This is a genomic window from Flavivirga aquimarina (assembly GCF_030540835.1).
Lineage (GTDB): Bacteria > Bacteroidota > Bacteroidia > Flavobacteriales > Flavobacteriaceae > Flavivirga > Flavivirga aquimarina.
Genome location: NZ_JAUOEK010000033.1, coordinates 1 through 12,888, shown reverse-complemented (window position 1 = coordinate 12,888; position 12,888 = coordinate 1). Strand labels below are relative to the sequence as shown.

10 protein-coding genes are annotated in these 12,888 nt (G+C 34.6%); 7 read left to right on the top strand and 3 right to left on the bottom strand.

What is annotated here, in order from left to right:
• Both Q4Q35_RS01665 and Q4Q35_RS01660 read left to right on the top strand, forming a co-directional pair.
• On the top strand, positions 1 to 234 hold a 234-nt coding region (locus Q4Q35_RS01665; RefSeq protein ID WP_303276183.1), incomplete at its 5' end, for a T9SS type B sorting domain-containing protein.
• A 109-nt stretch (positions 235 to 343) separates the two neighbouring features.
• Complete coding sequence (locus Q4Q35_RS01660) at positions 344 to 1,261, top strand: PorP/SprF family type IX secretion system membrane protein (RefSeq protein WP_303276182.1); 918 nt, start codon at positions 344 to 346, stop codon at positions 1,259 to 1,261.
• A gap of 1,019 nt (positions 1,262 to 2,280) precedes the next feature.
• Here the strand turns inward: Q4Q35_RS01660 and Q4Q35_RS01650 are convergent.
• Together Q4Q35_RS01650 and Q4Q35_RS01645 are read right to left on the bottom strand one after the other, a co-directional pair.
• A complete protein-coding gene (locus tag Q4Q35_RS01650; RefSeq protein WP_303276181.1) occupies positions 2,281 to 2,655 on the bottom strand; it encodes a TolC family protein in 375 nt (124 codons plus the stop codon).
• Between the two features lie 84 nt (positions 2,656 to 2,739).
• Complete coding sequence (locus tag Q4Q35_RS01645) at positions 2,740 to 3,111, bottom strand: TolC family protein (RefSeq protein WP_303276180.1); 372 nt, start codon at positions 3,109 to 3,111, stop codon at positions 2,740 to 2,742.
• A gap of 347 nt (positions 3,112 to 3,458) precedes the next feature.
• On the opposite strand from Q4Q35_RS01645, the gene Q4Q35_RS01640 reads away from it, so the two are divergent.
• The gene (locus Q4Q35_RS01640) at positions 3,459 to 3,797 is read left to right on the top strand and encodes a helix-turn-helix domain-containing protein (protein WP_303276179.1); all 339 of its coding nucleotides are present in this window, start codon (positions 3,459 to 3,461) and stop codon (positions 3,795 to 3,797) included.
• Between the two features lie 192 nt (positions 3,798 to 3,989).
• Complete coding sequence (locus tag Q4Q35_RS01635) at positions 3,990 to 5,171, top strand: DUF3440 domain-containing protein (RefSeq protein ID WP_303276178.1); 1,182 nt, start codon at positions 3,990 to 3,992, stop codon at positions 5,169 to 5,171.
• Between the two features lie 276 nt (positions 5,172 to 5,447).
• On the opposite strand, the gene Q4Q35_RS01630 is transcribed toward Q4Q35_RS01635, so the two are convergent.
• Complete coding sequence (locus Q4Q35_RS01630; RefSeq protein WP_303276177.1) at positions 5,448 to 6,044, bottom strand: RNA polymerase sigma factor; 597 nt, start codon at positions 6,042 to 6,044, stop codon at positions 5,448 to 5,450.
• A 117-nt stretch (positions 6,045 to 6,161) separates the two neighbouring features.
• Between Q4Q35_RS01630 and Q4Q35_RS01625 the strand changes: the two genes are divergently transcribed.
• From Q4Q35_RS01625 to Q4Q35_RS01615, 3 genes are all read left to right on the top strand, one after another.
• Positions 6,162 to 7,349 (top strand): FecR family protein, encoded by a 1,188-nt coding sequence (locus tag Q4Q35_RS01625; RefSeq protein ID WP_303276176.1) that lies wholly within the window; start codon positions 6,162 to 6,164, stop codon positions 7,347 to 7,349.
• A 158-nt stretch (positions 7,350 to 7,507) separates the two neighbouring features.
• A complete protein-coding gene (locus Q4Q35_RS01620) occupies positions 7,508 to 10,816 on the top strand; it encodes a SusC/RagA family TonB-linked outer membrane protein (protein WP_303276175.1) in 3,309 nt (1,102 codons plus the stop codon).
• Positions 10,817 to 10,827: 11 nt separating this feature from the next.
• Positions 10,828 to 12,540 (top strand): RagB/SusD family nutrient uptake outer membrane protein, encoded by a 1,713-nt coding sequence (locus tag Q4Q35_RS01615; RefSeq protein ID WP_303276174.1) that lies wholly within the window; start codon positions 10,828 to 10,830, stop codon positions 12,538 to 12,540.
• Positions 12,541 to 12,888 lie beyond the last annotated feature (348 nt).

Genomic DNA, 12,888 nt, shown 5'->3' with positions numbered 1-12,888 from the left:
GATACTTGGGTGGTAGAAAACATAGCGGATTATCCAAGCAATACCGTTCAGGTATTCAACCAATGGGGAGAACCAGTGTATGAAGCCAATGGTTATCGAAATGACTGGAATGGGGTCTCCAATAAAACCAGCAATAGCATTAAAAAATTGCCTGTTGGGGCCTATCTGTATATCATAAATTTAAACGAATCGGGAATAGCTCCTAAAACAGGATGGATATATATCAATTATTAATCCTTTGTGTTTTTCAAATAAAAAATACCACATAATTCCAGAACAAATTATCCATTCCATTATCTGAAAGCGGTTTTGGTTAAAACCGCTTTCATAAAAAAATAATAAAATGAAAAAAATTAAATTATATTGTTTTATCGTAATCTCAATGAGCTACATACAGGTACGTGCACAACAAGATGTAACCTATACCCTGTATAATTATAATATGAATGTTATTAACCCTGCCTATGCAGGGGTTGGAGAAACACCAGAATTCACATCCAACTTTAGAAGCCAGTGGGCAGGTTTAGAAGGCGGGCCCGAAATCCAGAGTTTTTCAGCGGGTGTACCAATAAACGAAAAAATTGGACTGGGTTTTTCAATTGTTAATAGTAGTGTGTTTGTACTAAAAGAAATAGATGTAACTATTGATTTTTCTTATAAAGTACCGGTAACAGAAACGCTAGATCTTTTTTTAGGGATTAAGGCATTGGGCGGTTCTTTAGTACAGGTAGACTTGACCAGGGCAGGAGTTGAGAACGATCCGCTCTTTACCGAGAATATAAGCGAATTCAATCCAAATATAGGGATTGGCGCCTATTTGAGGGGAGGCAATTTTTATGTAAATGTATCTGCTCCAGCGATTTTAAAAACCAATCGATATGAAAAAGAATCGGGAATAGCAACAGAGGCTACAGATAAATTACATTTTTATGCAGGTGCAGGGTACCATTTTTCTTTGAAGAATGATATGATTTTTACCCCCTCTGTATTAACCAGAATGGTGAGTGGTGTTCCTTTGTCGATGGATATAAGTGGGACATTGAATATGAATAATACATTGGAGTTTGGAATTAGCCATCGGTTAAAAGAATCTATAAGTGGATTGGTGTTTTTTAAGATAACAGATTCGGTGCGGGCAGGCTATGCCTATGATAGTTCGATAACAGCAGTAAAAAACTATGGCAGAGGAAATCATGAAGTGATATTGAAGTTTCGTCTTAATAACCCAAAAAAACAATCAGAATCTTTCCCCATACAGTAAGATACATGATATGTGGGAAGGTTTTAAAGGATTTTGTTGATGTATTTGTATTGGGGTTAGCTATTATTGAATAAATGTGGTCTTTGTGTATTGTAAATTTTAATAGTATTTTCATAAGGGGCGTATTGTTCTGTCATACTTGATTTTATAAACTGTTTAAATTTTATCCTTTAGTTTATTTTGTCGTCTTAAGCCCTCATTCTGTAGCAAAATTTCTTTAAATAGCGATGCTATTCGTATTTATTTTGCCTTGACAGAGAACGTAATCCACCCAAATTAATTCCAAAAACAAAACTTAAATAGTTTCTGAGTTATATTTATGTAATTAGCCTCATAAATTTCCTAACAACATTTGTTTTGGTATCTGTACTTAGCTTAATTCTTGCAGTGTTAGTTATACTGTTTGCGTTTTATATACAGGTAGGCATATAAGGAAAATATTGATGAGCTTTCTTCTAACTTGGTGTTAATTATGATCTAGCTAGATATGCCTTAACCACACTGGTCAAGGCATGTGTTTGTCTAAAGCCTAATTTAACCAGCCTCCTCCAAGAGCACGGTAAAGCTGAACTACGGCCTGCAATTCCTGTTGCTTGTCACTAACACCATCCAATTGTGCAGATAATAGATTGTTCTTAGTGGTAAGCACATTGGTATAATTGGTGGTAGAGGAATATTCCAGAAGCGCTTCAGTAAATTCAACTGATTTTTCTAAAGCTGAAATTTGATACGTTCTTGCTTCCTGTTTTTCTTTAGCTTTCTTGTAAAGGAAAAGTGCATTCGAAATTTCTCCGCCAGCACTTAACCAAGTTGCTTTATAATCATAAAAAGCTTGTTGTTGTAATGATTTATTAATTTTTAATTGAAAAGAATTCCTCGACGCTCTGCGTCGGGGTTTCCGCTGAAATTGTCATTCCCATGAATCCCGATAGCTATCGGGAGGGAATCTAAATACAGTCCCGAAAGCTTTCGGGATTGGTTTTTGACCCTAAGGTCAAAATGAAACGAGCGAAATACTTCTATGTCCCGATAGCTATCGGGACTGCCTCGAGGATAGTTCGTTTCAAGAAATTCTTTATTCGGGCTTTATTTTCTCCATTTGCAAAAATGGGTTGGGTTAGACCACCAACTAAATTGTAGAATACGGAATTATCAAAAAAATTGGTTAATGATAAAGATGAAAGACCTCCATTAGCTGTAATTGTAAGTGACGGATAGAAATAGGTTTTTGTCAAATTTACATCCTCAAAAGCAGCTCTAAAAGCCATTTCCGCTTCCTGAATATCTGGTCGGTTTCTTAGAAGAGAGGCTGGAAGACCAATTTTTAAATCGGAATAGGCTGTTTGTTTCTCTAGTGATGATCTTTCTATAACACCAGGAACTCTACCTAACAAAATAGAAAGTGCATTCTCTTCTTGTAAAATACTTAATTCAATATCTGGTATACTAGCTTTTATTTCGTATCTACTTGCCTCACTTTATACAACAGCAGCACCATCTACTATGGCCGATTCTTTAAGCAGTTTCATAGTTTCTTGATCTCCTATTCGATTTTGAAGCGTATTTTTGGTGATTTCCAATTGCGCATCAAGTGCCAATAAATTATAGTATGCAACTGCAATATCTGAAATCAATTGTGTTTGTACAGCTCTCGTTGCCGCTTCCGTTTTTAAGAAGGATGCTAAAACAGACCGTTTGTTACTGCGCAATTTTCCCCACACATCAATCTCCCAACTACTACTTAATTGACCTAAGTGTGACGTAGTAGTTGAGTTTGTACCAGCTACGCTACCAGAATTCAATAACGCTTGTGACGTTTTTGACCTACTTACTTGAGCGCTTCCTTCCAAACTGGGTAAAAAAAGATAATTTAGCTTGTACTAAACTTGCTTAGGCTTGATTTATATTTTCTAAAGCTGTCTTTAAATCGAGATTGTTTTGCAATCCTTCTTGAATTAGCTCTTGTAAGATACTATCAGAAATTATTTCTTTCCAATGTAAAGTGGCCATAGAAGTAGTATCCTGTACTACAGTATCCCTATAACTCTCAGAAAATGATTTTAAAGGTATACTAAGTATCGCTCAAGAATTATATCAAGAGTCAAGAAGTACAGAGTTACATAATCTTGAGATAGTTCGGTCTTTACTTATGATCTTACTTTATAAGGTAAAGCGTTCTACCCAAAACAATAAAGGTATGGTTACTACCAACAGGTTTGATACTATGATGTCAAAATTTGAACAGTTGATCCTTTCAGGTAATAATCATTTTTTATCTGTAAACGAATATGCTTCGCAGATGAATATAAGCCCTATATATCTCACCGAATGTGTAAAAAAAGCGAGAGGTAAGAGTGCGCAGAAAATTATTATTGATTATAAGATGTTGTACGCAAAAACACGTTTACACCAAATGGATAAATCTGTAGCCGAAATAGCTTATGCATTAAATTTTAATGAAGTCGCTAATTTTAATCAGTTTTTTAAGCGTAATATGGGAATAACAGCCACTCAATTTCGTAATAAAACAATTTAAATTACTTAATCATCCCAATAATTATTTTATCTGTCCTTATTTTATGAGACTTCAGCACATATTATAGTATTTTATCTATTGATGTTTAATATTTGCAATTAAAATAATATTAAAAAAATATGTATAACTAATACATCAATAGAAAATAAAAAATCACAAATACTAGAATCCTTTTAAACAATAAATAAAACAATGCCTAAAAACTATTTAGACGAAAATGTCTATACCGCTGCTAAAAACCGTATACTGGATATTTTTAATACGTTTCCAAAGGTGTATTTGGCCTTTAGTGGCGGAAAGGATAGTACGGTTATGTTGCATTTAGCTTTGGAAATAGCCGAATATGAAAACCGATTACCGCTCGATGTATTATTTGTTGATTTGGAGGGACAATATGATACCACAATAAAGCATATTGAAGAGATTGGCCTTGATTCTGAAAAAATTAATCTGCACTGGATTTGCCTTCCTTTGAATCTTCGGAATTCTGTTAGCGTTTATCAACCCCATTGGCGCTGTTGGGATCCAGAACAATCGGAAGCATGGATTCGCCCTATGCCACAACATCCACAGGTAATATCAGACGTTGATTATTATCCTTTTTTCCGCTTTGGGATGGAATTTGAGGATTTTGTGTATCAATGGGGCAATTGGTTTTCCGACGGGGTGCTGTGTAGCTGCTTGTTGGGTATTCGATCTGATGAAAGTTTAGACAGATTTTTTTCGGTAACGACCAATGGCTGGAACGGAAAAAATTGGACGAGCAAGGGTTCAAAAAATTTAATATTCTCTTATCCTATCTATGATTGGCGAACCGAAGATATCTGGCGTTATATAGGGAAGGAAAAATTAAAGTACAATAAGCTCTACGATTATTTTTATTTATGCGGAGTGTCTATTCATAAAATGCGTATTTGCCAACCCTATGGAGATGACCAACGACAAAGTTTGGAGTATTATCATCAGATTGAACCAGAAACATGGAATAAGATTGTGGCACGAGTCCATGGCGTTAATTTTGGAGCGATCTATAGTAAAACAGCTGTTCTTGGTCGAATTAAAGTGGTCTTGCCAGAGGGGTTAACATGGAAAGAATACACCTATATTTTGTTAGAATCCATGCCAGAAATTAGTAAAAACCATTACGAAGGGAAAATAAGAACCTTTCTTAGATCGTGGGAAAACAAAGGGTTTTCTATTGATCTTGTTCGAGATCAAGGGAACTTAAAATTAGAAAAAAGAGGAAAGATTCCATCTTGGAGAAGAATATGTAAGTGTATCATCAAAAATGATTGGTGGTGCCGTAGCTTAGGCTTTAGTCCAACTAAAAAAACCTATGAAACCTTGTATGCAAAAAAAGAAGGTAATGAATAAGAGTATAGAACAAGGTGTTTTAAACATTCTTGAGAAAACCTGTGTCATTCCCGAAAAAGAAGGAAGAACTTATAAACGAAGTACAAGACTTATTTAATGGTTATAAAGAGCCTATTTCGAAAGTGGTATGGATATCCAAATAGTATTTTAATTTTATATGATATCAAATGAATACCTTCGAAACCCAAAATCAATTAATAAAAATATTGCCGGATATATAGTGGCACTTTTATCTGTTATGTTTCTAACAATTTGGACTACCTTGAAGTATCTAGTCTAAACCTCATCTCTAACAGAATTTCTTCTAAACAACAAAAATAGAATACTCTTTAGCTCATCTCCCAAACGTTTTCTAAGCAGGTTATACGCTTTATTAAGTTGCCATTCCACAGTTCTAACAGAAACATTGTGATACTCCGCAATTTCAATATTTGTAAGCCCCTCTTTTTTACTTAGTAAGAAGGTATCTTTACATTTACGAGGTAGGTGGGTAATGCCATCGGTAATCAGATTTATTTTCCGTACCAATATTTCCAAGTTGTTATCATCAACTATTTCATCAAGGGCTTCTATATATTCTCGTTCCAATATAGAAACTCTCCTGTTCTTATGATACTGATTTATAAATTCGTTATAAGTAGTTTTATATAAAAAGCTTTTAATTAAGTGTTTTGGGTTTAGCTTTTTTCTATGTTCCCAAGTTTTTAAAAAAACATTTTGAACAATATCCTTTGCACTGGAATCGTCATTAGTAAGACTTAAAGCATATACAAAAAGAGGTTTATGGTAAAAAGTAACCAAGTAGGTATAAGCATCTTCATTACCATTTTTTAGGAGCTTTATTAGTTCGGTATTACTGTATGATTTAGGCATTGGTTGAATTTATAAATTCGTATTTTATGGTAGGTAAATATCATAAAACATTACTTAAATGTAAAAAAAAATATTAAAAAAGCAAGTATTGATTGAATTTGTATTGTAATATATAAAATGAATGTCTTTAAAATGTCGCCTAGTATAGAAAATATAATAGTAAAGTATTTAACAAATTCTGCTACTGCTAATGATATAGATAAGCTCGTAGTGTGGATTGAAAAGCCAACTAACAAAAAAGTATTTAAGGAGTATGTTAAAACACATTACGCTATTTATTACAGTATGAAAGAACCCAATACTCAAGAGTTACTCGATAAACTTTTTTTTACTATACGAAGGAAAGAATCGTTTGTTTATAAGCTAAAATCCCAATCAGTTTATAGATATGTAGCAGCAGTTTTGGTAATTGGATTAATGATTTCTGCTTATTTTTTTAGAAATAGTATACATATCAGCAATAAAAATAATGAAACTATAATAGTCAATAAAAGCAAGAGTATTAAGCCTGGAACCGATAAAGCCATATTAACATTCGATGATGGCTCTCAGGTAGCTTTAGAAAAAGGCACTTCTTATAATGCGCAAAATGTAAATAGTAACGGCGAAGAAATTGTCTATGAAAAAAGTAAATCGGAATCGGAAGAAATAAAATATAATTATTTAACCGTACCTAGAGGAGGGCAATTTTCCATAAAACTTTCTGATGGTACCAAGGTGTGGTTAAATTCTGAATCTGAGTTAAAATATCCAGTAAGTTTTAGCAGTGGTAAGACAAGAGAAGTTGAGTTAGTTTATGGCGAGGCATTTTTTGATGTGTCGGCAAGTACAAACCATAATGGAGTAAAATTTATAGTTAAGAATAAATCTCAGGAGGTTGAGGTTTTGGGGACAGAATTTAACATAAAAGCCTATTTAGGAGAATCAAACATTTATACAACTTTAGTAGAGGGTAGCGTGGTAGTAAGTTCAGGAAATGAATTAAAAAAGTTAAAGCCAGAACAGCAACTAAATCTTGACTTGGTAAACAATAGTAAAATAATAAAAACAGTAGATGTATATAATGAAATAGCTTGGAAAGATGGCGTTTTTAGTTTTGAAAACAAGTCGCTTAAAGAAATGATGATTGTATTGTCTCGATGGTATGACGTAGAAGTAATATTTGAAAATGAAGCCATAGAGAATGAAGAATTTATTGGAATATTAAGAAAAAACCAAGAAATTCAAGAAATACTTAAAAGTATTGAAAACTTCGGAATAATTAAAAATTATAAAATATATGATAAAAAAATAATAATAAAATAAAAAAGGAACAAAGCCTATAAACATTTGGCGGTGTCTGTGCTTTGTTCCTCAGAATTGATAGTATTAATTAAACTAAATAATAACTAACACCAAACAAATTTATGAAAATGATATTAATTAATGTCCGTTCTCTCTTCGAAAAACGGTTCATAAAAACTATGATGAAAATATATATCTTTTTAATAGGAACAACAGTTTTCTGTTTAACCTCAGGAAGTTCTTTCTCACAAGAAAAGATAATGATAAAAAAGAATCAACTGGTTACGGTAGACCATGTGTTTAAAATAATCAAGAAACAGACCGACTTAAATTTTGTCTATCCAAAATCTTTATTTAAAGATTCGTCAAAAGTACATTTAGAAAAAGGAGAGATAAAAGTATCTGAACTAATAGAGAGAGTATTATCTACGAATAATCTTAGTTTTGAATTATCGAAAAATAATACAGTTTTAATTAGAGAAAAACCCAAACCTTTAAAGTATAGGGAAAACCAACAAGAAGGCATACGAATCTCTGGTAAGATATTTGATGAAACCGGAGCGGCACTTCCAGGAGCTACCATCATTGAAGTAGGCACTATTAATGGTACGACTGCTAATTTTGATGGGAATTTTAGCTTGAATGTTGCTAACGAAAACTCTGAGGTGATAGTCTCTTACTTAGGTTATGAATCACAGACTTTGGCTGTGGGTGATCGTAGACAATTTGATATTACTTTAAAAGTTGACTCACAGAATCTGGAAGAGATTGTTATTGTAGGGTATGGTACAAAAACAAAAAAGACCTTAACAGGATCGGTTGCAACAGTACAGGGCGAAGTGTTACAACAAACTCCCAGTTCAAACGTATCTGCAAATCTACAAGGTAGATTACCAGGCTTAATCTCCAATCAACGTTCAGGTGAACCCGGTAACGATAACCCTAATATTTTAATTCGTGGTACAGGAACATTAAACAATAATAATCCACTTGTAATTATTGATGGAGTTCCACGTGCTAATATAAGCCGACTAAATCCAGATGATATTGAAAACATTTCGGTATTGAAAGACGCTTCGGCGGCCATCTACGGTGCAAGGGCTGCCAATGGGGTTATTTTGGTTACTACTAAGAAAGGGAAGACCGGTAAACCTGTTTTTAACCTATCCTACGATATGGCTTTTTCAAGACCTACAATAACACCCGATGTATTAGATGCTGTAACGTATGCCGAAACATTTAATGAAGGAGAGTTTTATGCTCAAGGAAGACCAAATAGTAGTGATTTCAATCCATTTTATTCAGAAGCTGATATTCAAAAGTTCAGAGACGGTTCCGATCCTATTCTATTCCCCAATACTAATTGGGCAGAGGAAACATTGAAAAGTATGCCATTGCAAAAACGATTGAGCTTATCTGCAAGAGGGGGGGCAGAAAAAGTCAGGTATTTGTTCTCTTATTCTTTTCTCAGCCAAGAGGGAAATTATATAAACAACCCCACAAATTTCAGACAACATAACATACGTGCTAATGTAGACGTAGACTTAACGGATAATTTAACTTTTGGAGCAAACCTTTCTGGTATCATCAATAAAAAAGAATACTCGGTTGTGGGGAATTTTGTTAATTTTTACAACATCTTGCGTGCCCTTCCAACGCTACCATCGGTTTATCCAAATGGACTAATAGCACCAGGACGCCTTGGTGAGAATCCATTATTGCTTAATCAGAGGGGGATAAACAAGATAGAAGAAACACCAATTTATACCACATTCACAGTATCATATAAAGTTCCATTTGTAGAAGGTTTGCGATTCGATGCTTCTATAAACTACGATCAAGATAATCATACCAATAAAAGATGGGTGCTTCCTTATAGTTTTAATCAGTTTAATGTAGGCACAGGAGAATATGATGTGCAGACATTAGGCCCACCAACACCAAACTTAACAGATAGGTTCGATAAGTTCACAACATTGTTGCACAACTACCGTATCTCTTATGAAAATAAATTTGGCAACCATAGCATAGGGGCCATGATAGGACAGGAACAACAAAAAAACAAGCGTACTTGGATTCAAGCTTACAGACAAAATTTTATTAGTACCTCCATTGACCAAATTAATGCAGGAAGTAATGCACCAGAAGATAAGAACAATGCAGGAACCACTACAGCAAGTGCTTACAATAATTATTTTGGTAGGTTTAATTATGATTTTAAATCAAAATACCTTCTTGAATTTGTGTTCCGCTATGATGGTTCGCAAACTTTTCCAGATGGGAATAGATATGGGTTTTTTCCCGCGATTTCCGGAGGCTGGAGAATGTCTGAAGAACCCTTTATGAAAAAAATATCTTTTATAGATAACCTGAAATTGAGGTTTTCTTATGGAGAGTTGGGTAATGACCGTGTGGGGCAGTACCAATATTTGCAAACGTTCTCTTTCAATAATAACTATGTGTTTGGTACCTCCGATGTCCCTGGCATTTCTGCAAATACATTACCCAACCCAAATATCACATGGGAAGTTAGTAGAAAAACAGATTTTGGTATTGAAGCTACTTTATTTGAAGGCAAATTTGGGCTGGAATTCACATTATGGAATGAGAATAGGTCGAATATATTAATTTCTAGAAACTTGTCTATACCAGAGATTGTTGGTTTTCCGGGCTTACCAGATGAGAATATTGGTGAGGTAGATTCAAACGGTTTCGAGTTGGTTCTTACACACCGAAATTCGATGGGTGATTTTAATTATTCTCTTAGCGGAAATGTGGCATACGCTACAAGTGAAGTGGTGTTTTTGGATGAGACACCAAATGCAGAAGACTACCAAAACCAAACAGGGAGGCCCGTAGGTGCTTCATTATATTATGAAACGGATGGTATTTTTAATACGCAAGAAGAGCTTGATTCTTATCCAAGCCGAGGCGGTTCAGGAGTTGGAGATATTAAAATTATCGATTTGAATGACGATGGCGTAATAAATGAAAATGATAGATTCAGGTTTGACAAAACGGTTACGCCAGAATGGGTTTTTGGTTTAAATACAAACTTCAATTATAAAAATTTAGATTTAAATCTTTTTTTCCAAGGACAAACAGGCGCTTTTAATTATGCTACGAGATTTGAGGATTTAGGCACAACCGAACCTGCCAATGGTTTTGTTGACAGGGCAACCAATCGCTGGACTGTAGATAACCCCAACGGTACCATGCCAAGAGCTCGTCATGACAATCCGGGGAACAATACGTTCTTTTTGTTTGATGCTACATTTATACGCTTAAAAAGTGCCGAATTGGGTTATTCTTTACCCCAAAATCTGATTTCAAAAATAGGCTTGCAGGGATGTAGAATTTATGTTAGTGGTTCCAACTTGCTTACTTGGGCCAAAGAAATAAAGTGGTCAGATCCTGAGGTTAGTGGTCAAGTACTTTATTACCCTCAACTTAGAGTGATCAATTATGGAATTAATGTTAAATTTTAGAATTAGATAAAATGAAAAAGATATTATTTTTAATTATAGTAGGATTATCACTTTATTCATGTAATGACGACATCCTTGATATACCACCAAAAGATAGAATTGCTGAATCTGCCGTATGGTCTGATGCAGCTTTGATTAGAGCTTACCATAACCAGTTATATGCTGGTATTGATGTTTCAAAAGGTCCAAACCCTATGGCTAAGGCGACCGATGAATTAGTCCATAACAGTCAAAATCGATATCCTGGACCAATATTGAATGCCACTTTAGATCCTGACAATGTAACAGATAGGGCTAATTTTAGAGGAGGCGGTAGTGTTTACACATGGCGTAAAGATTACGAGCTTATTAGAGAAATATTAGTATTTCTTGATAGAATGGAAAGTGATATTGTTTTGTCAGAAGAAGAACGTAATGTTCTAGTTGCAGAAGCAAGAGTCATTAGAGCATACATGTACTTTAGACTAACGGTTAGGTTTGGAGGAGTGCCTATAATTGATGAGCTTTTAGATTTGGATAGTGATTTTAATTTTTCCCGAAATACAATCGATGAATGTGTTGCTTATATAGAAGAAGATATTGCTGCTGCGTTGCCTCATTTATCACTTGGTTATTATGCTAATGAAGGAGATTTTGGTAGAGTGACACAGTCTGCAGGTAAAGCCATATTGTCTAGGATGTATTTGTATCTAGCAAGCCCTCTTTTTAATCCATCAAATGATATGGCAAAATGGCAAAAGGCTGCTGATGCTGCATTAGACTTGATTGATGATGGTTTTTTCTCACTTCATCCTGATTATACGACTCTTTTTAATGCACCATCGGGTTCGACAAATAATGAATTGATATGGGCCAGAAATTATTCTGAAACAAATGCTCATGATTTCCCAATGTATATGCTTGGACGCAGATGGGGTGCTTACGGTGGTTGGAGTGGAGCCGGAGGTCCATCACAAAATCTGGTAGACGATTATGAAATGATAAATGGAGAACTTCCATTTATCAAAGTAAATCATGTAAATACTGTCACCATAAATCCAGCTTCAGGATACGACCCTCAAAACCCATATGTAAATCGCGATCCTCGATTTTATCAAACTATAAATTATGATGGAACCGAGTTTAGAGAGGTAACCTTAGAAAAGTGGGTGTCTTCAGATGATAGCACATGGGGTTTTGATTCATACAAGGAAAGTGGAGACAACCCCCGTAGTAATTATACAATGAGAAAATTTATGCCAGGGACCGATACTCAACCTGTATTGAGTTTTGCCATTAACTTTACTTCTCCTTTCCACTTTTTTAGGCTTGGTGAAATTTATCTCAATTACGCAGAGGCTATGTTCGAACTAGGTCATGAAGATGTTTGTAGGGAGTATATTAATTTAATACGGGCCAGACCAACTGTTGAAATGCCTTCTTTGACTAATTTGATTGCGGGAGAAGATTTAAGAGAAAGACTCTATAATGAAAGGAGAATTGAATTAGCCTTTGAAGAGCATAGGTATTTTGATGTTAGAAGATGGGGTATTGCTCAGTTTACTGAATCTGTAGATTTATTTGGTATGGATATTATCAAAGACGTCAATACTGATGTAAAAACCTATACACCTATATTGTTGTTTGATCGTGCTTGGGACGATAAGCTGAACTTTATTCCAATTGAAAGGTCAGAAATTCTAATAAGCAATGGATCTCTTACCCAAACCCCTGGTTACAATTAATATTAATTAGAAATAAAGGATTACTAGATATTCGAAAACCTATGTAGTAAGCTAATTTAAAAGAAAAGGGTTGATATTTTGTTAGTTTGATTCTTTAGAAGGAAAAGGCTGGTAGCATATTCTCAAGGGAATGGTTATCGGCTTTTTTATACGTTTAGAAATACCTCTGTGGCTTGCCTCAGAGGTATTTTGCTAGTTTTAAGATTTTTTTATTGGTCTCAAATGGAGTTAAAACTATGTACTTTAGTGCATGTCGCTTTCAGCTTCTAAAAACTTTTGACACGAATTCAGTTTTACCATATTTCACGAAGCAGACTTTCAGTCTGCCAAAACGAACCTATGGACTTC

Excerpts from the sequence above, each read along its gene's own strand:
- Q4Q35_RS01630 (WP_303276177.1), bottom strand. The coding sequence starts at position 6,044 with ATGCCTAAATCATACAGTAATACCGAACTAATAAAGCTCCTAAAAAAT.
- Q4Q35_RS01615 (WP_303276174.1), top strand. The coding sequence starts at position 10,828 with ATGAAAAAGATATTATTTTTAATTATAGTAGGATTATCACTTTATTCA.
- Q4Q35_RS01640 (WP_303276179.1), top strand. The coding sequence starts at position 3,459 with ATGGTTACTACCAACAGGTTTGATACTATGATGTCAAAATTTGAACAG.
- Q4Q35_RS01625 (WP_303276176.1), top strand. The coding sequence starts at position 6,162 with ATGAATGTCTTTAAAATGTCGCCTAGTATAGAAAATATAATAGTAAAG.
- Q4Q35_RS01660 (WP_303276182.1), top strand. The coding sequence starts at position 344 with ATGAAAAAAATTAAATTATATTGTTTTATCGTAATCTCAATGAGCTAC.
- Q4Q35_RS01635 (WP_303276178.1), top strand. The coding sequence starts at position 3,990 with ATGCCTAAAAACTATTTAGACGAAAATGTCTATACCGCTGCTAAAAAC.
- Q4Q35_RS01620 (WP_303276175.1), top strand. The coding sequence starts at position 7,508 with ATGATGAAAATATATATCTTTTTAATAGGAACAACAGTTTTCTGTTTA.